Origin of the sequence: Pseudomonas mucidolens (genome assembly GCF_900106045.1) — a bacterium.
Classification (GTDB): Bacteria; Pseudomonadota; Gammaproteobacteria; order Pseudomonadales; family Pseudomonadaceae; genus Aquipseudomonas; species Aquipseudomonas mucidolens.
In genome coordinates, this window is sequence record NZ_LT629802.1 from 2,041,312 (window position 1) to 2,060,704 (window position 19,393).

The following is a 19,393-nucleotide window of genomic DNA, read 5'->3' on the forward strand; positions in this document are numbered from 1 at the left end:
CGATCATTGTAAATTGTAGGAGCGAGCTTGCTCGCGAAAAACGTCAACGGTAACGCGTGTATTCTGGATATACGCGGCGCCTTGGCGATCTTCGCGAGCAAGCTCGCTCCTACAATTGATCGGTGTCAGGCCGAGGCTTGCTTTTTTTTGCCCGTCACTTGCCTGCCAATCCACACGCCCACGTGTGGCTCATGGGGTGGCGTCGCGTTTACCCACCAGCTTCATCACCACCACAAAAAACACCGGCACAAACACCACCGCGAGTGTCGCGGTGATCATCCCGCCAATCACCCCGGTACCAATCGCTTGCTGGCTGGCCGAACTGGCGCCAGTGGCAATCGCCAACGGCACCACGCCCAGGATAAACGCCAGCGAGGTCATGATGATCGGGCGCAGGCGCAGGCGTGCGGCTTTCAATGTGGCGTCGATCAGGTCGTCGCCCTGGTCATACAGGTCCTTGGCGAACTCGATGATCAGGATCGCGTTTTTCGCCGACAGGCCAATGATGGTGATCAGCCCGACCTTGAAGAGCACGTCGTTAGGCATGCCACGCAAAGTCACTGCCAGCACCGCACCCAACACCCCCAATGGCACCACCAGCAGCACCGAGGTCGGAATCGACCAGCTCTCATACAGCGCCGCCAGGCACAGAAACACGATCAGCAGCGACAGCACCAGCAGCAGCGGTGCCTGGGCGCCGGACAAGCGCTCCTGCAACGACAACCCGGTCCACTCCTGGCCCAGGCCGGCCGGTAACTGGCTGACCAGGCGCTGGATTTCCTCCATCGCCTCGCCGGTGCTATGGCCCGGGGTCGCCTCACCGGAAATCGCGATGGCCGGATAGCCGTTGTAGCGAGTCAACTGTGCCGGGCCCTGGACCCAACGAGCCTGGACGAAGGCCGACAATGGCAGCATCTTCCCGGCGTTGTTGCGCACATGGATCTTCAGCAGGTCTTCGACCTGGCTGCGCTGATCGCCTTCGGCTTGGACCACCACCCGCTGCATGCGGCCCTGGTTGGGGAAGTCATTGATGTAGGCCGAGCCAATCGCCGAGGACAGAATATTGCCGACATCGGCAAAGGACACACCCAGAGCGTTGGCTTGCTTGCGGTCGACCTCAAGCTGCACCTGCGGGGCTTCGGCCAGGGCACTTTCGCGTACGTTGGCGAGGATCGGGCTCTTTTCAGCCGCTGCCAGCAACTCAGTGCGCGCGGCCATCAGCGCAGCATGGCCGAGACCACCACGGTCCTGCAGGCGGAACTCAAAACCACTCGAGGTACCCAGGCCGTCCACCGGTGGCGGCAGAACCGCATAGGCCAGCGCATCCTTGAGTTCGCTAAAAGCCTGATTGGCGCGCTCGGCAATCGACGCTGCCGAGTCGTGGTTGCCGCGCTCGGACCAGTCCTTGAGCGTGGTAAACGCCAGGGCCGCATTCTGCCCGGAACCGGAAAAGCTGAAACCCATGATCATCGTCGTGTCACCCACGCCCGGTTCACCGGCGTTGTGCGCCTCGATCTGTTCGGCGACCTGCACCGTACGGTTCTTGCTCGCCCCCGGCGGCAACTGGATATCAGTAATGGTGTAGCCCTGGTCTTCAACCGGCAGGAACGAGGAGGGCAGGCGGCTGAACAGCAGCCCCAACCCCACCAGCAGCACCAGATAGATCAGCAAGTAGCGGCCGCAACGTTTCAGCGCATACGCGACCCAACCTTCGTAACGATCGCTGAACTGCTCGAAGCGTCGATTGAACCAGCCAAAAAAGCCGCCTTTTTCATGGTGTTCGCCCTTGGCGATGGGTTTGAGCAAGGTCGCACACAGCGCCGGGGTCAAGGTCAGGGCGAGAAACGCCGAGAACAGAATCGAGGTGGCCATCGACAGCGAGAATTGCTGATAGATCACACCCACCGAGCCCGACATGAAGGCCATCGGCAGAAACACCGCCACCAGCACCAGGGTAATCCCGACAATTGCACCGGTAATTTGCCCCATGGCTTTGCGCGTCGCTTCTTTGGGTGACAGGCCTTCAGTGACCATGATCCGTTCGACGTTCTCCACCACCACGATGGCATCATCCACCAGAATACCGATGGCCAGCACCATGCCGAACATGGTCAGCACGTTGATCGAGAACCCCAGCAGCAACATGGTTGCAAAGGTGCCCATCAACGCAATCGGCACCACCAGCGTCGGAATCAAGGTGTAGCGGATGTTCTGCAGGAACAGGAACATCACCGCAAACACCAGTAACATCGCTTCGCCCAAGGTGTAGACGACCTTGGTGATCGAGACCTTGACGAATGGCGAAGTGTCGTAGGGAATCTTGTACTCCACGTTGGCCGGGAAGTAGCGCGCCAGCTCATCCATCTTCGCCCGCACCAGCGTCGCGGTGTTCAACGCATTGGCCCCCGGCGACAGCTGCACGCTGACCGCCGTGGATGGCTTGCCGTTCAAGCGCGTGGAAAACTGATATTCCTGGCTACCGATCTCGACACGCGCCACATCGCCGATACGCACGGTGGAACCGTCCGGATTGGCCTTGAGCACAATGTCGGCAAACTCGGCAGGTGTCGAGAGCTGGCCCTTGACCAGAATCGAGGCAGTGATTTCCTGGGTCTTGGTGCCCGGCAAGTCACCGATGCTGCCGGCCGCTACCTGGGCGTTCTGCGCGACAATCGCCGCGTTGACGTCCGCCGGGGTCAGGTTGAAACCGACCAGCTTTTGCGGGTCGATCCAGATCCGCATCGCCCGCTCGGCGCCATACAACTGCGCCTTGCCCACGCCGTCCAGGCGCTTGAGCTCGTTCATCACATTGCGCGCCAGGTAATCGCTGAGGGCGACGTCGTCGAGCGCACCGTCACTCGAGGTCAGGGTCACCAGCAACAGGAAGCCGGCGGACACCTTCTCCACTTGCAGGCCTTGCTGGGTCACGGCTTGCGGTAGGCGCGGTTCAACGGCCTTGAGCCGGTTCTGCACATCAACTTGAGCCATTTCCGGGTTCGTGCCGGGCTGGAACGTCGCCGTAATGGTCGCGCTGCCGAGACTACTCTGGGATTCGAAGTACAGCAGATTATCGGCACCGTTGAGTTCTTGCTCGATCAGGCTGACCACGCTTTCGTCCAGGGTCTGCGCCGAAGCCCCCGGATACGTGGCGTAGATTTCGACTTTCGGCGGTGCGACGTCAGGGTATTGGGCCACCGGCAACTGCGGGATGGCCAACGCCCCCGCCAGCAGGATAAACAGGGCCACCACCCAGGCGAAAATCGGGCGGTCAATAAAGAACTGCGGCATTGTTTCTTATCCCTTTGGTGACTGGCCAGGCGTCTGGGCGATGGATTCGGGGCTGGCATCGACCTGTACTTTTTCACCAGGGCGCGCATGTTGCAGGCCTTCGACGACGATGCGGTCGCCAGCCTTGAGGCCACCGTTGACGATCCAGCGATCATTGATCACCGAGCCCAACTGCACCGGTTGCTGAATCACGTTTTGCTCGGCGTCCACCAGCAGCACCATGGGGATACCGGCGCTGTCGCGAGTGATTGCCCGTTGCGGCACGCTGAGACCTTGTGGGTCGACGGCCTGCTCCAGGCGCACCCGGACAAAGCTGCCGGGCAACAGATCGAGATTCGGGTTGGGAAACTCGCTGCGCAGAATGATTTGTCCGGTGCCGGGGTCCACGGAAATGTCCGCGAACAACAACGTGCCCGGCAGCGGGTAGAGGCTGCCATCATCCTCGATCAGCGTGGCCTTGGCCTGGTCCTGGCCGATCTGCTGCAAGTGTCCGGCGCGAAAGGCGCGGCGCAAATCATTCAGTTCACGGGTCGATTGGGTAAGGTCGGCATGGATCGGGTCCAGTTGCTGAATCACCGCCAATGGCGTGGTCTCGTTCTGGCCTACCAGCGCGCCTTCGGTCACCAGCGCCCGACCGATACGTCCGGATATGGGCGCGGTCACCGTCGCATAACCGAGGTTGAGTCTGGCCCGCTGCACGGCCGCCTGATTGGCCGCGACGTCGGCGGAGGTCTGCCGGGCGGCGGCACGGGCGTTGTCGTAATCCTGGGCACTGATGGCGTTGCCTTCCACCAACTGGCTGTAGCGCTGTTCTTGCAGTCTGGCCTGGAACGCATTGGCCTGGGCCTTGCGCAAGTTGGCCTGGGCGCTGTCCAGGTCGGCTTTGAAAGGCGCAGGGTCGATACGGAACAACACATCGCCCTGTTTGACGTCGCGCCCTTCCTTGAACACCCGCTCCAACACCACGCCGGCCACCCGCGCGCGCACTTCGGCAATGCGTGGAGCGGCGATCCGGCCACTCAGTTCAGTACTGATGGACAGCGGTCTGGCTTCCAGGGTTTCGACGCGGACTTTGACCCGCGGCGTTTCCGCCGCGTCACCTGCCGAGTTGTCACACGCACTCAAGGCCAATGTCAGTGCCAGCAGGCAAAACGGCGCAAACAGATTCTTCGACATGCTCATATCCCAATATTGACTGGTGCATCCTACGGGCGCCCACCTTCGCCTGCTGTGAAGCTGTGTAGCGGGTATGTGAATAAATGTAAGGTGCGACCCACGCCGGCGCATGGGCGTATATCCTTACCAGCCGCCAAACGGTTACACCCCGAAACCGCACTCTTTGGAAACACCATGCCCAACATCCTCCTGGTCGAAGACGACGCCGCACTTTCCGAGTTGATTGCCAGTTACCTGGAGCGCAACGGCTATCAGGTCAGTGTGCTCAGTCGCGGCGATCACGTGCGGGAGCGCGCCAGGCTGAACCCGCCGGACCTGGTGATCCTTGACCTGATGTTGCCGGGCCTCGACGGCCTGCAAGTGTGCCGGTTGCTGCGGGCCGACTCGGCGTGCCTGCCGATCCTGATGCTCACGGCGCGTGATGACAGTCACGATCAGGTGCTGGGCCTGGAAATGGGCGCCGACGACTACGTGACCAAACCCTGCGAGCCGCGGGTGCTGCTGGCACGGGTGCGAACCTTGCTGCGGCGCAGCAGCCTCACCGACCCCCAGGTGGCCAACGACCAGATTGTGGTCGGCAACCTGTGCATCGACCTGTCAGAGCGTGCCGTCAGTTGGCGCGGCCAGCCCGTGGAGTTGTCCAGCGGCGAATATAATCTGCTGGTGGTCCTGGCGCGCCACGCCGGCGAAGTCCTCAGCCGCGACCAGATCCTGCAGCGCCTGCGCGGCATCGAGTTCAATGGCACCGATCGCTCGGTGGATGTGGCCATTTCCAAGTTGCGCCGCAAGTTCGACGACCATGCCGGCGAGGCGCGCAAAATCAAGACGGTCTGGGGCAAGGGCTACCTGTTCAGCCGCTCCGAGTGGGAATGCTGACAGCATGTTCCGAGTCCTTTTTCGTCTCTATCTGTTGACCATTGTCACCTACAGCGCGGCAACCTTCCTGATTCCCAAGGGCATCATCGAGGTCTTCCAGCATCGCTACATGGACTACAACATCGAACAATCCCGTGGCTTGCAGGCGCTGATCGTCAAGCAGTATCACAGCGTTGCGGTGGAACAGTGGCCACAGGTCACTGACCAGTTGATCGAGGATTTCGCGCCGTTGAAGGTGCAGTTGTTGCATCGCCAGGAGGCCGGCTATACCCCGGCCGAGGAACAGTTGCTGGCGCAGGGCAAATCCGTGATCCGCCTGGGGGGAGTGGGGCTGGATGGAAGAAGTCAGTTCGCCGCTCGACGCGCAGTGGGTGGTGAAACTGACCATCCCGCCTGACCCGCTGGACATGAACCTGTTGTACTGGAGCATGAACGTGCTGATTGGCGCGGCGTTGCTGGCCTGTCTGTTGGTCTGGCTCAGGCCCCACTGGCGTGACCTGGAGCGGCTCAAGATGACAGCCGCGCAGTTGGGGCGTGGCAACCTGGATGCGCGCACACAGATTCCGCCCAGTTCCAACATCGGCAGCCTGGCGGCGGTGTTCGACACCATGGCCAACGACATCGAACAGTTACTCAACCAGCAGCGAGACCTGCTCAACGCGGTGTCCCATGAACTGCGCACGCCGTTGACGCGCCTGGACTTCGGCCTGGCCCTGGCGCTGTCCGAAGACCTGCCGGTGGCCAGCCGCGAACGCCTGCAAGGGTTGATTGCGCATATTCGCGAGCTGGATGATCTGGTGCTGGAGTTGCTGTCTTACAGTCGCCTGCAAAATCCGGCGCAACTGCCCGAGCAAGTGGAAGTGGTGCTGGATGAGTTTATCGACAGCGTTTTAGGCAGCGTCGACGATGAGCTGGAAAACCCCGAAATCGTCATCGACGTGGCGCTGGACTGTACTGTGGAGCGCTTCACCCTCGATCCACGCCTGACCGCCCGAGCCCTGCAAAACCTGCTGCGCAATGCCACGCGTTATTGCGAGCGACGGATTCAGGTGGGCGTCAGGGTGTGTGCCAAGGGGTGTGAGATCTGGGTCGATGACGACGGTATCGGGATCCCGGAGGACCAGCGTGAGCGGATTTTCGAGCCATTCTACCGGCTGGATCGCAGCCGTGACCGTTCCACCGGCGGCTTTGGCCTGGGCCTGGCGATCAGTCGGCGCGCGCTGGAGGCGCAGGGTGGAACCTTGATGGCACAGGCCTCGCCGCTGGGTGGCGCGCGGTTTCGGTTGTGGTTGCCGAGCCAGAAGCTGTAGCGTGTCGAAGACCTACAGCTCACTCCAGTCCCGGCTTTGGCACAAGCGCAGCCTTACCCCGCATTGCACTCCCTTGGTATAGTTCGGCCCTTATCAGTCGCCAGTCAAGGATCACTGCCATGTCCGAATACCAAGCCTTTGTCGTCGAACTCCACGGCAACGTCGCCCATGTGCAGATCAATCGCCCGGAAAAGATCAACGCCATGAACGCGGCGTTCTGGAGCGAAATCATTGATATCTTCCAATGGATCGAAGACACCGACGCGGTGCGGGCGGTGGTCCTCAGTGGCGCCGGCAAACATTTTTCTTCCGGCATCGACCTGATGATGCTGGCCTCGGTGGCCAATGAGTTTGGCCAGGATGTGGGGCGCAACGCGCGACTACTGCGCCGCAAGATCCTGCAACTGCAAGCCTCTTTCAATGCCGTCGACAACTGTCGCAAACCGGTACTGGCAGCGATCCAGGGCTGCTGCATCGGCGGTGCCATCGACCTGATCAGCGCGTGTGACATGCGCTATGCCGCCGCCGACGCGCAATTCTCGATCAAGGAAATCGACATTGGCATGGCCGCCGATGTGGGCACCCTGCAACGCCTGCCACGTATCATCGGCGATGGCATGTTGCGCGAGCTGGCCTACACCGGGCGTACTTTCGGTGCCGAAGAAGCGCGCAGCATCGGCTTGGTCAACCGCACCTTTGCCGACCACGAAAGCCTGCTGGCCGGGGTGTTGGAGATCGCCGCGCAGATCGCCGCCAAATCGCCGATTGCCGTGACCGGCACCAAGGCGATGATCAGCTACATGCGTGACCATACGATCAATGACGGTCTGGAATACGTTGCCACCTGGAACGCAGCTATGTTGCAATCCAACGACCTGCGTGTGGCCATCGCGGCCCATATGAGCAAGCAGAAACCCGAATTTGTGGATTGATCGAACATGACCCCAGGCTGGATGACCACGACGCTACTGGATAACGAGGCCCAAGGTGGCTGGGCCGTGGCTCGCAGCCGCGAAGGTTTTTTACTCGATGACAATGGGCCGCTGTTCCCCAGGGAGTGGCTCAAGCGCCAGGACCTTTCGGTAATGGCCGAGCACGGTATCGGCTACCTGGATGGCGAACCGGTGTATCTGCTGGAGCTGAACCGTGCCAGCGATGTACAGGGTTGTCGCTGGCAGGGCTTGCGCGGCTTCATGCTGCAGGACGAGCACAAACTGTACAGCGTGCTGGGGTATGCCGCGCAAATCGGCACCTGGGCGCGCGAACATCGTTTTTGTGGCAGTTGCGGCCAGGCCATGGTGCAGATTCCCCGTGAGCGGGCAATGTTTTGCCAGGCCTGCGACTTGCGCAGCTACTCGCGTATTTCACCGAGCATGATTGTGCTGATTACCCGCGGCGACGAGATACTGCTCGCACGCTCGCCGCGCTTCGTGACCGGGGTCTACAGTACCCTGGCGGGATTTGCCGAGCCTGGGGAGTCCGCCGAAGACTGCCTGATTCGCGAGGTGCGCGAGGAGGTGCAGGTGGAGGTGCAAAATATCCAGTACGTGGGCAGCCAATGCTGGCCGTTTCCACATTCGATGATGCTGGGGTTTCACGCCGAATACGCGGGTGGCGATATCGTGCCCCAGGCCGACGAGATCGAAGACGCGCAGTGGTTCAACATCCACCACCTGCCGCCGTTGCCGGCATCACGCTCGATTGCGCGCTACCTGATCGATCTGTATGTAGCGCGGCGTCTAGGCCACGCTGTACCAGTGTTGCCAGGCTAGGCGTATCGTCAGGCCCAGCACTACCGTGATAAACACCGGGCGAATGAACTTGGCGCCGCCGCTGATCGCGCTGCGAGCGCCAAAAAACGCGCCCACCATCACCGAAACGCCCATGCACAAGCCGACAATCCAGTCGACCGAACCGTTGAAGATAAACACCGACAGCGCCGCCGCGTTGCTGACGAAGTTCATGCTGCGCGCCACGCCGCTGGCCTTGACCAGGTCAACGGGGTACATCAACAGTGTGCTGACGGTCCAGAATGCGCCCGTGCCAGGCCCCGCCACACCGTCGTAGAAGCCCAGCCCGAAACCTTGGGTCGACTGCCATTTCTTCTTGATCGGCGCATCGGCATCCAGCGGCGCCTTGGGCGTCCCGCCAAACAACAGGTACAGCCCGCAGCCAAAAATAATCACCGGCAACATCTTGTTCAGCCACTCGGCCGGCAGGTAGTGGGCCACGATGGCCCCGGCCAGGGCGCCAACCAAGGTGCCGACGATGGCGTGCACCCATTGCCGCGGATGGAACAGCTTGCGCCGGTAGAAGGTGAAACTGGCGGTGGCCGAACCGAAGGTCGAACTCAGCTTATTGGTGCCCAGCACCATATGCGGCGGCATGCCGGCGGTCAGCAGGGCCGGGGTGGTCAACAAACCGCCTCCGCCGGCGATGGCATCGATAAAACCGGCGACGAAGGCAACAACGACCAGAATGGCCAGGGTGGTGAGGTCAACACTGAGTTCAAAAGGCATGTAGGCGACTTATTTTTCGGCGAGGCGCAGAAAGGGCTGCGCGAAGGACCGATAGCTTACCTATAACCAGATGTTACGGCGACTGTTGTGATGTGCGTTATTTCGCTGATGCTTGCAGGGTCAGCACTTCATAGCCATCGGTGGTCACCGCCACCGTGTGCTCCCACTGTGCAGACAAGCTGTTGTCGCGGGTCACCACGGTCCAGCCGTCTTTCAGGCTGCGGACCTTGGCGCTGCCCTGATTCAACATCGGCTCAATCGTGAACACCATGCCTTCACGCAATAGCATGCCCGTACCGGGCCGGCCGACATGCAGAATTTGCGGTTCCTCGTGCATTTCGCGCCCGATCCCGTGGCCGCAGTACTCCCGTACCACGCTGTAGCCATTGGCCTGCGCATGGCTCTGGATGGCATGCCCAATATCCCCCAGGCGGGCACCGGGCTTGACCTGCTGGATCCCGGCCCACATCGCCTCGAAGGTCTTTTCTACCAGGCGCCGGGCTTTGGGCGAGACGCTCCCGATCAGGTACATCTTGCTCGAATCGGCAATAAAACCGCCTTTCTCCAGCGTGATATCGATGTTGACGATATCACCGTCTTTCAACACCGCCTTGGCGTCCGGCATGCCATGGCAGACCACCTCGTTGATGGAGGTGTTGATCGAGAACGGATAATCATATTGTCCGAGACTGGCGGGGCGCGATTGCAGCTCGTTACGGATAAAGGCTTCGACGGCGCGGTCCAGTTCCAGGGTTGACTGCCCGGCACTGACGGTACTGTCGAGCATCGTGAACACTTGCGCCAACAAACGGCCGGCTTCGCGCATCAGGACGAGGTCTTCGGCGCTCTTGATCAACGGCTGCGCCCCCGGATCAGGTCGGTTTTGTCCAACAGCAACTTGTTGATCAGGTCGTTGTAGGCCAGGTGTGGATTGAGTTCGGCCAAGAGACCGATCTTGATCCAGAACTCGGCCTGGGCGTTGATGGAACGATCCATAGTGGCGCTGGCCAGACGGAGTTGTTCATGCAGTTGATCGCTGATCTTGACAATGCCCATGCGTTTCACTGTTTAGTTGAATATATGAATCGTATACGTTTCATATGTCGCCCGTAAAGCCGGTTGTTGCCTGCAGCCGTAGCGGTTGCGATTGACTTGCCACGTATCGCTGGTTAATTTTGCCTCATGACCGTTCAAACCTTTGCTTTCCAGCCAAGCATTATTACCGCCATTCCTCATTTGGCGGGATAGCGCTTGGCTGTACCCAAACCCGCCTTGAAGGCGGGTTTTGTTTTTCCGTCTTCCGGGCTCGGCATCATCCCAGGAGACACCGATGAATACCCGTCAACGCCACACTGCCGATCAGCATCTGCTCGAGCGCTACGTCAAAATGATTCTTGCCGCGCCGGTTTATGACTTGGCGGTGCGTACCCCATTGCAGGCCGCGCCGGCGTTGTCGGCGTTGCTTGGCAATCAGATCCTGCTCAAGCGCGAAGACTTGCAGCCGACTTTTTCCTTCAAGATCCGTGGTGCCTACAACACGTTGGTGCAACTGGACGACGCGCAACGCCGACGAGGTGTGATCACCGCTTCGGCGGGTAATCATGCCCAAGGCGTGGCACTGGCGGCGCATGAACTGGGAATCAAGGCCACGATTGTCATGCCGAGTACGACGCCTGCGCTGAAAGTGCTGGGCGTGCGCTCTCGAGGCGCCGAAACGGTGCTGCACGGCGCAAGTTTTCCCTTCGCCCTGGCCCACGCGTTGCAGTTGGCAGAACAGTCGGGCGGCACCTTTGTTTCGCCGTTCGACGACCCGCGTGTCATTGCCGGGCAGGGTACGGTGGGCATGGAAGTATTGCGTCAGCAACAGGGCGCGCTGGACGCGATCTTTGTACCGGTCGGTGGCGGAGGCTTGATCGCCGGTATCGCGGCTTACGTCAAATACCTGCGTCCCGAGGTGCGCATCATTGGTGTGGAGCCCGAAGGTTCCAGTTGCCTGCTGGCAGCCTTGCAGGCCGGGGAACGGGTGGTGTTACCCAGTGTCGATACTTTCGCCGATGGCACCGCCGTCGCGCAGATCGGTGCCTACGGTTTTGAGATTTGTCGGCGGCATGTGGATGAGGTGATCACTGTCAGCAACGATGAGTTGTGCAGCGCCATCAAGTTGATCTACGACGATACCCGCTCGATTACCGAACCTTCCGGCGCCCTCGCTGTTGCTGGCGTTCGTGCCTATGTAGCACGTAGCCAGGCCAGACGGCAGACGCTGGTCGCGATCAACTCCGGGGCCAATATCAACTTTGACAGCTTGCGGCACGTGGCCGAGCGCGTGGCTGCTCAGGTGGTGGGCTGGGGTGCGTCAAGCCACTTGATACCGGTACCGCAGTTGCTTATGAGAAAAGAGTCCAACGCGGTCGGTTCCAGAGAGTAGGCTGAAGAATTGAGAGCGTCCGCCAAGGTCGGCAAGGCGTCTCAGGCAGACGGGTTATAGCGCCTGCCAGCAGCATCAACATTTACACAAGAACTTTGGTGGTCTCAAAAAGGAGAGGTTTGCCATGCTTTCGGAACTGGAACTGCGCAGTATTATTGAAAGATGTTTCCTGCCTAAACGCTGTGAATGTATCAAGGCCCAGGATGCCTCGCTGACAATCAAGGTGTATGAGGATGACGGCACAGACCTGACCGTAACGGGTATTTGCGCCGATAAACTCGACAGCAGTCGGGCGATCTGCAACTTGATCACCGAGTTACGCGAAGACCTCAAGCACGCCCACGCTCCCGCCCCACGCAGAGTCGGAGCACGGTTTCATTAATCAGGGTGAGGTCTGGGGCTGAATGACCCCCGACTTCTGGGCCTGGATAAATGCCAGGCCCAGTGTTATTTCGGTGAACACCGCCAATAAAATCCCGGGCCCTGCGTGGCCATTGAGCCACTCGATGACTCCCAGTGCCGCAAGCCCCAGGCATCCGGTGATAAAACCGCTGGTCACAGCGTTTCGTGTCGGCGAGGGTAACGCATGGCGAAGGCGATAAAACATGATGCCGATGGCCAGGAACAACATGGCATTGCGCCGCGCGACCAGGCCGGTGACCTCGGAATACTGGACACTCCAGAGCCACAACAGTAAGTCAGGTCTAACTCCCCAGACCAGTGCCAGGGCCAGGCACAGCACCGCTGTAAAATGGGCAAGCGGGTAAAAACGCAACTGCATGGTGAATCCTTTCAGCCGTTTCAGAAGCCGAGCAGGATACCTTGTGGTTGTGTGATTGTCCCGGTGCTCGCTCATGAGCGGGCGAATGGCAGACGTCCGACAACCGTGGGTAATCGAGGCTCTCCATCAAGGCGATACAGCCACTCCTCAATCAGAAAAGTCCGATACTGACAGGGCACTCGCCGTTGCTAACGTCGCCGCCTGGCCTGCTCTGATGGCCGGCGTATGGAGAGTTGACCTTGCAACAAAAAATTGCAGCAGAGTTTCTTGGGACTTTCTGGCTAACCTTTGCCGGCTGCGGCAGCGCGATTCTGATGGCGGTCATTCCGAACCGGGGGCTCGGTTTTACCGGCGTAGCCCTGGCGTTTGGTCTCGCTGTGCTGACCATGTCCTATGCCGTGGGCCGTATCAGCGGCGCGCACTTCAATCCGGCCGTGACCATTGGCTTGTGGGTCGGCCGACGACTACCAGGGGTTGATGTGCTGCCCTACATCATCGCCCAGTTGGCTGGCGCGACGGTCGCCGCCGCGGTGCTGGCGTTGATCGCCAGCGGCCGGCCGGGCTTTGAAATAGGTGCCTTCGCGGCCAATGGTTATGGCGAACTGAGCCCGGGAAAGTACAGCCTGCTGGCGGCGCTGGTGGTAGAAGCCGTGGTCACGTTCTTTTTCGTGTTTATTGTCATGCGTGTCACCGCGCCCGGTGCGGCGGCAGGTTTTGCTCCGCTTGCGATTGGCTTGACACTGAGCTTGATTCATTTAGTCGCGATTCCAGTCACCAATGCCTCGGTCAACCCGGCGCGCAGTACCGGGCCGGCGCTATTTTCCGGGGCTGCGTATCTGGCGCAACTCTGGCTGTTCTGGCTGGCTCCGGTGCTGGGCGGCGTGGTGGGGGCAATGGTCGCGAGGGCCGTCAGGTAGCGTTCCCCCTGACGACTCCGGCGGAGTCAATCCAGTTGAGCGCGATAGGGCAAATCCGGCCCGGTCTTGCTGCATGTCAGGGCTGCGGCGCGAATGGCAAACGTCAGCAGCTCGTCGATCTGAACCCTGGCAAGACGCTGTACGCCCTCGACCGAATCCAGCTGATGCTCGGTCAACCAGGCAATCAAGGCCGCCTGGAACGTGTCACCGGCACCGACGGTATCGGCCATGACCACCTTGACCGCTGGGGCCGACCAACTGCCATGCTGGCGACTGAAGACGGTTGCACCATCACCGCCACGGGTCAGGAAAATCAATTGGCAACGGTGTTGCAACCATCCCTCAAGCACGCTTTCCGGGGACTGGCCGGGGTAGAGCAGGTGCAGGTCCTCATCGCTGACCTTGATCAAATCGGCATGCCGTACCAGTTCAGTCACCCGCTGGCGCCACAACGCGATGTCCGGCTGCGGGTTCAGGCGCACGTTGGGGTCCAGGCTGATCAGGCGCTTGCCACTTTCTCGACGGATCAGTGTCAGGAGTGTGTCGGCAATCGGTTGCACCACCAGGGAAAACGAACCGAAGTGCAGACCGCGAACCTCATCGCCGAGAACGGGCAGGTGCTCGACCTGTAATTGTCGATCCGCACACCCTTCGCCACGAAAACTGTATTGCGGCGAACCGTTGGCGCCCACCGCGACCATCGCCAGTGTGGTGGGCGCTGAGAACTCCTGCAGATAGTTATCCCGCACACCTTCCTGCTGCAGCACCTGGCGCAGCCGCTGCCCCAGATAATCGCTGGAAAGTCCGCCGAACAGTCCGGCCTCAATCCCCAGCCGGCGTAAACCGACCGCCACGTTAAACGGCGAACCGCCGGCAATCGCCTTGAAATTGACCCTCGAGGCCTGCCCGTCGGCATCGTCTTCGCTGAAAAAATCGAACAGTGCTTCGCCACACACCAGATACATAGTTATTCGCTCTTAAAGGGTTGCCACGTGCTGTTGATAGCGCTCATAGGCTTGTTGATAGGCGCTGACGCTGGTTGCCGAGGGTCGGGTCGAGCTGTCTGCATCGAGACTGACGCAGCGCGTACACAGTGCCTCCAGGCTTTCGCCGGACTGGCACCAGGCAGCCTGTATCGCCGCGCCCAGCGCCGCCGCCTCGCTCTGTTCAGTACAAATCACTTCAGTGTTCATGATGTCCGCAACCATCTGCCGCCATACGGGGCTCTTCGAGCCGCCGCCGATCAGGCGGATACTGTGGCTCTGCAGGCCGGTCTGGCGTAACAGGTCAAGGCCATAGCGCAAACCGAACGTGGTGCCTTCGACCGCCGCGCGACACAGATTGGCGCGGTTCAGGTTGGTCATGTTCAAGCCATGCAGGCTGCCGCTGGCGTGGGGCAGGGCAGGCACGCGCTCGCCGTTGAGGAAAGGCAACATGCTGACGCCTTCGGCGCCGATGGGCGACTGCTCGACCAAGGTGTTGAACGCGGCCAGATCCAGCTCGAACAACTCACGGACCACCCCGGTGGCGTTGGTCAGGTTCATCGTGCAAATCAACGGGAGCCAACCACCGCTGGATGAACAAAAGGTCGCCACCGAAGCTTGCGCGCTGACGTTGGGTTGATCGGCGCAGGCATAGATGGTGCCCGAGGACCCCAGACTCATGGTGATCACACCCGGGGTGATATTACCGGTACCGATTGCGCCCATCATGTTGTCGCCGCCACCGCTGGACACGAGTGCATTGGGGTTGATGCCCAGGTGTTCGGCGATAGCCGGCAGTATGCGGCCCACCGCCTGATCAGCTTCGATCAAGTGTGGCAACGCTGCTTCCAGGCGTCCGCTGGCATCGATATGACGCAACAGCGGCAAGTCCCATTCGCGGGTCCGCACATTGAAATAACCGGTGCCAGACGCATCGCCATACTCGGCGCAGGCGCGGCCCGTCAGCCAATAGTTGAGGTAATCGTGGGGCAAGAGAATATGCGCGATACGCGCAAAGACAGCGGGATGCTGCTCAAGGGTCCATAACAGTTTGGACACGGTGTAGCCAGGAGCAATGGCAACGCCGAGGCGTTCCAGGGAACCGCTTTCACCGCCAAGGTAATCCAGCAGTCGGTGGTTTTCGGCGCTGGTTTCGGTGTCGCACCAGAGCTTGGCCGGGCGCAGCACCTGGCCCTGATCATCCAGTAGCACCAGGCCGTGCTGTTGGCCGGAAACGCCGATGGCGAGGATATCCTGACCATCCACGCCCGCCTGTTGCAAGGCTCGATGGGTGGCTTCGGTGAAGGCGTCGAGCCACTCATGGGGGGCTTGCTCGCGCCGGCCATTGGCGCTGCTGATCAACGTGTGGCTGGCGGCGCCAAGGCCGAGGACCTTGCCAGTCGCGGCGTCGAGGACGATCGCCTTGGTGCCCTGGGTGCCGCAGTCAATGCCGAGGTAGAGGTTTTGCTGGGTCATGGTGAGTTTGCTCAGCTTTTGAGGTCGCCCCCTGACGCTCTCCCTAAAACGGCGAGAGGACTGATGGGGGAATGTGGGTGTTTACATCGTTCTGAAAGATGACCTCGGCGTCCCTAATCGACAGGGTCTTTCAGGTCACAATATTTATCAGCACACTTCGCTCAGTCAATCTCAGCCAACATTCGCTCCAGCGTCTCGGCCACGCCTTTATCCCGCAGACTTACGTAGCACCGTTCAAACGCTGCCACAAACCCGGGCGAGTTGGGAATAGCCGTCCCGAAAATCTCTTCCACGCCCAGCAACCGCTGGCTGATCAACGCTTCATCGGCCACCAGTCCCTGACAGAACTCGGCACGCGGGTCAGGGATCTTGTAGCTCACACCGTTTTCATCCACGCCTTTGAGGTACAACGCCCAGGCCGCCACGACCAGCGCCGCCCGTTCGGTTTCGCGGCCATCGGCAATCAAGCGGTTGATCGTCGGTACGGTGAACTTTGGAAACTTCGACGAACCATCAGAACAGACACGTTCCAACTGGTCGGCAATTGCCTGGTTGGAGAAGCGCTGCACCAGGCTTTGTTTATAGTCTGTCAGGTCGATACCGGGCACCGGCGCCAGGTTCGGCGTTACGTCGAGGTCCATGTAAGCGCGCATATACGCCACGAACAATGGATCGTTCATGGTTTCGTGGACAAAACGATAGCCCTTGAGAAAACCCAAATAGGTCAGGGCGAGGTGGCTGCCGTTGAGCAGGCCGATTTTCATCTCCTCATAGGGCGAAACGTCATCGGTGAATTGCACGCCAACTTTTTCCCAGGCAGGACGGCCATTCACAAAATTGTCTTCCAGCACCCATTGCACAAAGGGCTCGCAGACCACCGGCCAGGCATCGTCGATACCGTGTTTGTCATGCAATTGCAGGCGATGCGCGGTGCTGGTCATGGGCGTGATGCGATCGACCATGGCGTTGGGGAAGCTGACGTTGGCCTTGATCCAGTCATGCAGATCGGCGTTATGCAACGCGGCGAACGCCAACAAGGCCTTGCGGGTGACGGCGCCGTTGTGCGGCAGGTTATCGCAGGACATGACGGTAAACGCTGGCGTGCCGGCCGCGCGGCGCTGGGTCAGGGCGGCACAGATAAAGCCGAATACGGTGGTCGGCGTGTCGGGATGAGCGAGGTCGTACTGGATCTGCGGCAGGTGAGCCATGAATTCGCCGTTGCTGTCGTCGATGCAGTAGCCACCTTCGGTGATGGTCAGCGAAACGATGCGAATCTGGGGACTGGCCAACTTGTCGATCAGCGCCTGGGCACTGTCTTCAGCCAGGAGCATGTCGCTGATGGAGCCGATCACCCGTACTTCGGTGTCATCGGAGTCGCCCAATTCGTACAGGGTAAACAGATAATCCTGACCTGCCAGGTCGTCTCGTGCCTTGCGGTCCTCGGCACGCAGGCCAACACCACAAATACTCCAGTCCAGATCACTCCCGGTGCTCATCAACGCATCGGTGTAATACGCCTGGTGGGCACGATGGAAACCGCCGACGCCGATATGCGCGATCCCTTGGCGGGTATCAGCAATGGCATAGCGTGGCAGTTGGACCTCGGGCGCCAGTTGCGTGAGATGTTGTGTGTTCAGTTTCATCGGGCAATTCTCGCAAGATCAGGCGGCAGCGCGCAGTGGACGGGCGACCGCAACACCATCAGTATCAAACAGATGGCAGTGCGCCGGGTCGAGGTGCAGGTTCAGGGTTTCGCCGTACTGGCTGGCCATGTCGCCACGAATACGCATGGTCAGTGGCTCAGCGCTGGCGGTGATGACGTGGCAAAAGGTGTCGCTGCCCAGCCGCTCGCCGACATCGGCGGTAACCGTCAAGGTGGTATCACCCGGAGCGGCGATTTCGAGGTGCTCCGGACGAATACCCAGGGTCACCGCGCTGCCCACGCTCAGGGTGGAACCGCTCAGTGGCAAGTTGATCAGCGTGCCAGCGTCCAACTGCACCTCGCAGCCCTGGGATTCAAGCCGCGTGACCTTGCCCTTGAGAAAGCCCATCTTCGGCGTACCCAGAAAGCCTGCGACAAACAGGTTGGCCGGCTGGTGGTACAGCTCCAGGGGCGAGCCGACTTGTTCGATGCGGCCGCTGTTGAGCACCACCACTTTGTCGGCCAGGGTCATGGCCTCCACTTGGTCGTGGGTCACGTAGATCATGGTCGCTTGCAGTTCTTTGTGCAGGCGCGCCAGCTCCAGGCGCATCTGCACCCGCAATGCCGCGTCGAGGTTGGACAGCGGCTCGTCGAACAGGAAGATCTTCGGGTTGCGCACAATGGCGCGGCCGATGGCGACGCGCCGGCGCTGGCCGCCGGACAGTTGCTTGGGCTTGCGCTCCAGCAAAGGGCCCAGTTCGAGGATCCGCGCCGCTTCGCTGACTTTGCTGTCGACCAGTTTTTTGTCGACGCCCGCCAGGTCGAGGGCAAACGACATGTTCTTGCGCACGCTCATGTGCGGGTACAAGGCGTAAGTCTGGAACACCATCGCCAGGTCGCGCTTGGCCGGCGGCACTTCGGTGATGTCGCGGCCATCCAGTTCGATGGTGCCTTCAGTGACTTCTTCGAGGCCGGCGATCAGGCGCAACAGCGTGGACTTGCCACAGCCAGACGGACCGACGAACACCACGAATTCCTTATCGTTCACTTCCAGGTCAATGCCCTTGATGATGGAAAAACCTTCGAAGCCTTTTTGCAGATTGTTGATTTTCAGGTTGGCCATGCTGGGCCTCCACATTGAAATTTTTATAAGGTGGCGTTATTTCACGGCGCCGAAGGACAAACCACGCACCAGCTGTTTCTGGCTGATCCAGCCAAAGATCAGGATCGGCGCACAGGCCAGGGTCGACACGGCGGATAATTTGGCCCAGAACAAGCCTTCGGGACTCGAGTAGGAAGCGATCAGCGCGGTCAGCGGCGCCGCCGTGGAGGAGGTCAGGTTCAGCGACCAGAAAGCCTCGTTCCAACACAGGATCAGCGACAGCAATACCGTGGAGGCCAGGCCGCCCTTGGCGATAGGCAGCAGCACCCGAACCATTTCCTGCCATAGGGTTGCACCGTCCAGGCGTGCGGCTTCGAGGATGTCCTTGGGAATGTCTTTGAAATAGGTGTAAATCATCCAGACCACAATCGGCAGGTTGATCAGGGTGTAGATGATGATCAGCGCGATCCGCGTATCCAGCAGGCCCATGCTCTTGGCCAGCAGATAGATCGGCATCAGCACGCCCACCGGCGGCAACATCTTGGTCGACAGCATCCACAACAGCGTGCCCTTGGTACGCTGGGTTTCGTAGAACGCCATGGAGTAGGCCGCCGGCACCGCAATCAGCAGGCACAAAGCCGTGGCACTGAAGGAAATCACCACCGAGTTCCAGGCGAAGCTGAAGTAGTTGCTGCGCTCGTTGATGTGCAGGTAGTTCTCCAGCGTCGGCGTGAAGATGAACTGCGGTGGCGTGGCAAATGCATCGATTTCGGTCTTGAAGCTGGTGAGCACCATCCAGAAGATCGGGAAGAAAATCACGATGGCGATGGCCCAGGCCAGGGTGCCGAGCAGCAGGCTTTGCAGGCGACGAGATTGTTGAAGGGTCATGGCGCGG

The 19,393-nt window shown here is 60.4% G+C and carries 17 protein-coding genes and 1 pseudogene; 7 read left to right on the forward strand and 11 right to left on the reverse strand.

Features of this window, described 5'->3' with window-relative positions:
• Positions 1-189 precede the first annotated feature (189 nt).
• Together BLU75_RS09620 and BLU75_RS09625 are read right to left on the reverse strand one after the other, a co-directional pair.
• On the reverse strand, positions 190-3,288 hold the full coding sequence (locus BLU75_RS09620) for an efflux RND transporter permease subunit (protein ID WP_090221433.1): 3,099 nt from the start codon (positions 3,286-3,288) through the stop codon (positions 190-192).
• A 6-nt stretch (positions 3,289-3,294) separates the two neighbouring features.
• Positions 3,295-4,464, reverse strand: coding sequence for an efflux RND transporter periplasmic adaptor subunit (locus BLU75_RS09625; RefSeq protein WP_084376852.1), 1,170 nt, complete (start codon positions 4,462-4,464; stop codon positions 3,295-3,297).
• A gap of 174 nt (positions 4,465-4,638) precedes the next feature.
• Here BLU75_RS09625 and BLU75_RS09630 point away from each other — a divergent pair, with 174 nt between their 5' ends.
• The 4 genes and pseudogenes from BLU75_RS09630 (at position 4,639) to nudC (ending at position 8,422) form a co-directional block, all read left to right on the forward strand.
• Complete coding sequence (locus tag BLU75_RS09630) at positions 4,639-5,340, forward strand: response regulator transcription factor (protein WP_084376809.1); 702 nt, start codon at positions 4,639-4,641, stop codon at positions 5,338-5,340.
• A gap of 4 nt (positions 5,341-5,344) precedes the next feature.
• Positions 5,345-6,650, forward strand: a pseudogene (locus tag BLU75_RS09635) (ATP-binding protein).
• Between the two features lie 119 nt (positions 6,651-6,769).
• Complete coding sequence (locus BLU75_RS09640) at positions 6,770-7,582, forward strand: crotonase/enoyl-CoA hydratase family protein (RefSeq protein WP_084376807.1); 813 nt, start codon at positions 6,770-6,772, stop codon at positions 7,580-7,582.
• A 6-nt stretch (positions 7,583-7,588) separates the two neighbouring features.
• Positions 7,589-8,422: an NAD(+) diphosphatase gene (gene nudC, locus BLU75_RS09645; protein ID WP_084376806.1), complete on the forward strand. Its 834-nt coding sequence runs from the start codon at positions 7,589-7,591 to the stop codon at positions 8,420-8,422.
• Here the strand turns inward: nudC and BLU75_RS09650 are convergent.
• The 3 genes from BLU75_RS09650 to BLU75_RS09660 form a co-directional block, all read right to left on the reverse strand.
• The gene (locus tag BLU75_RS09650; protein ID WP_084376805.1) at positions 8,390-9,169 is read right to left on the reverse strand and encodes a TSUP family transporter; all 780 of its coding nucleotides are present in this window, start codon (positions 9,167-9,169) and stop codon (positions 8,390-8,392) included. The two genes, nudC and BLU75_RS09650, sit on opposite strands and share 33 nt — an antisense overlap.
• Positions 9,170-9,266: 97 nt before the next feature.
• Positions 9,267-9,995 carry a type I methionyl aminopeptidase gene (gene map / locus BLU75_RS09655; protein ID WP_408634499.1) on the reverse strand — a complete coding sequence of 243 codons (729 nt, stop codon included), beginning with the start codon at positions 9,993-9,995 and terminating at the stop codon, positions 9,267-9,269.
• 26 nt (positions 9,996-10,021) lie between these two features.
• Positions 10,022-10,225, reverse strand: coding sequence for a ParD-like family protein (locus BLU75_RS09660; protein WP_084376803.1), 204 nt, complete (start codon positions 10,223-10,225; stop codon positions 10,022-10,024).
• A 274-nt stretch (positions 10,226-10,499) separates the two neighbouring features.
• Here BLU75_RS09660 and ilvA point away from each other — a divergent pair, with 274 nt between their 5' ends.
• Together ilvA and BLU75_RS09670 are read left to right on the forward strand one after the other, a co-directional pair.
• On the forward strand, positions 10,500-11,597 hold the full coding sequence (ilvA, locus tag BLU75_RS09665; RefSeq protein WP_084376802.1) for a threonine ammonia-lyase, biosynthetic: 1,098 nt from the start codon (positions 10,500-10,502) through the stop codon (positions 11,595-11,597).
• Positions 11,598-11,721: 124 nt separating this feature from the next.
• Positions 11,722-11,979, forward strand: a complete 258-nt coding sequence (locus BLU75_RS09670) for a DUF1652 domain-containing protein (protein ID WP_084376801.1) — start codon at positions 11,722-11,724, stop codon at positions 11,977-11,979.
• On the opposite strand, the gene BLU75_RS09675 is transcribed toward BLU75_RS09670, so the two are convergent.
• Positions 11,980-12,378 carry a hypothetical protein gene (locus BLU75_RS09675; protein ID WP_084376800.1) on the reverse strand — a complete coding sequence of 133 codons (399 nt, stop codon included), beginning with the start codon at positions 12,376-12,378 and terminating at the stop codon, positions 11,980-11,982.
• A 239-nt stretch (positions 12,379-12,617) separates the two neighbouring features.
• On the opposite strand from BLU75_RS09675, the gene aqpZ reads away from it, so the two are divergent.
• Positions 12,618-13,295: an aquaporin Z gene (gene aqpZ, locus BLU75_RS09680; protein ID WP_084376799.1), complete on the forward strand. Its 678-nt coding sequence runs from the start codon at positions 12,618-12,620 to the stop codon at positions 13,293-13,295.
• A gap of 26 nt (positions 13,296-13,321) precedes the next feature.
• Here aqpZ and BLU75_RS09685 read toward each other — a convergent pair whose 3' ends face one another.
• From BLU75_RS09685 to BLU75_RS09705, 5 genes are all read right to left on the reverse strand, one after another.
• Positions 13,322-14,260 carry a carbohydrate kinase family protein gene (locus tag BLU75_RS09685; protein WP_084376798.1) on the reverse strand — a complete coding sequence of 313 codons (939 nt, stop codon included), beginning with the start codon at positions 14,258-14,260 and terminating at the stop codon, positions 13,322-13,324.
• 12 nt (positions 14,261-14,272) lie between these two features.
• Positions 14,273-15,754, reverse strand: a complete 1,482-nt coding sequence (gene xylB, locus BLU75_RS09690; RefSeq protein WP_084376797.1) for a xylulokinase — start codon at positions 15,752-15,754, stop codon at positions 14,273-14,275.
• A 161-nt stretch (positions 15,755-15,915) separates the two neighbouring features.
• Positions 15,916-17,397, reverse strand: coding sequence for a mannitol dehydrogenase family protein (locus BLU75_RS09695; RefSeq protein ID WP_084376796.1), 1,482 nt, complete (start codon positions 17,395-17,397; stop codon positions 15,916-15,918).
• An 18-nt stretch (positions 17,398-17,415) separates the two neighbouring features.
• Positions 17,416-18,519: an ABC transporter ATP-binding protein gene (locus BLU75_RS09700; RefSeq protein WP_084376795.1), complete on the reverse strand. Its 1,104-nt coding sequence runs from the start codon at positions 18,517-18,519 to the stop codon at positions 17,416-17,418.
• 36 nt (positions 18,520-18,555) lie between these two features.
• A complete protein-coding gene (locus BLU75_RS09705; protein ID WP_084376794.1) occupies positions 18,556-19,386 on the reverse strand; it encodes a carbohydrate ABC transporter permease in 831 nt (276 codons plus the stop codon).
• Between the last annotated feature and the right edge of the window lie 7 nt (positions 19,387-19,393).

Excerpts from the sequence above, each read along its gene's own strand:
- BLU75_RS09620 (WP_090221433.1), bottom strand. The coding sequence starts at position 3,288 with ATGCCGCAGTTCTTTATTGACCGCCCGATTTTCGCCTGGGTGGTGGCC.
- BLU75_RS09625 (WP_084376852.1), bottom strand. The coding sequence starts at position 4,464 with ATGTCGAAGAATCTGTTTGCGCCGTTTTGCCTGCTGGCACTGACATTG.
- BLU75_RS09630 (WP_084376809.1), top strand. The coding sequence starts at position 4,639 with ATGCCCAACATCCTCCTGGTCGAAGACGACGCCGCACTTTCCGAGTTG.
- BLU75_RS09640 (WP_084376807.1), top strand. The coding sequence starts at position 6,770 with ATGTCCGAATACCAAGCCTTTGTCGTCGAACTCCACGGCAACGTCGCC.
- nudC (WP_084376806.1), top strand. The coding sequence starts at position 7,589 with ATGACCCCAGGCTGGATGACCACGACGCTACTGGATAACGAGGCCCAA.
- BLU75_RS09650 (WP_084376805.1), bottom strand. The coding sequence starts at position 9,169 with ATGCCTTTTGAACTCAGTGTTGACCTCACCACCCTGGCCATTCTGGTC.
- map (WP_408634499.1), bottom strand. The coding sequence starts at position 9,995 with ATGCGCGAAGCCGGCCGTTTGTTGGCGCAAGTGTTCACGATGCTCGAC.
- BLU75_RS09660 (WP_084376803.1), bottom strand. The coding sequence starts at position 10,225 with ATGGGCATTGTCAAGATCAGCGATCAACTGCATGAACAACTCCGTCTG.
- ilvA (WP_084376802.1), top strand. The coding sequence starts at position 10,500 with ATGAATACCCGTCAACGCCACACTGCCGATCAGCATCTGCTCGAGCGC.
- BLU75_RS09670 (WP_084376801.1), top strand. The coding sequence starts at position 11,722 with ATGCTTTCGGAACTGGAACTGCGCAGTATTATTGAAAGATGTTTCCTG.
- BLU75_RS09675 (WP_084376800.1), bottom strand. The coding sequence starts at position 12,378 with ATGCAGTTGCGTTTTTACCCGCTTGCCCATTTTACAGCGGTGCTGTGC.
- BLU75_RS09685 (WP_084376798.1), bottom strand. The coding sequence starts at position 14,260 with ATGTATCTGGTGTGTGGCGAAGCACTGTTCGATTTTTTCAGCGAAGAC.
- xylB (WP_084376797.1), bottom strand. The coding sequence starts at position 15,754 with ATGACCCAGCAAAACCTCTACCTCGGCATTGACTGCGGCACCCAGGGC.
- BLU75_RS09695 (WP_084376796.1), bottom strand. The coding sequence starts at position 17,397 with ATGAAACTGAACACACAACATCTCACGCAACTGGCGCCCGAGGTCCAA.
- BLU75_RS09700 (WP_084376795.1), bottom strand. The coding sequence starts at position 18,519 with ATGGCCAACCTGAAAATCAACAATCTGCAAAAAGGCTTCGAAGGTTTT.
- BLU75_RS09705 (WP_084376794.1), bottom strand. The coding sequence starts at position 19,386 with ATGACCCTTCAACAATCTCGTCGCCTGCAAAGCCTGCTGCTCGGCACC.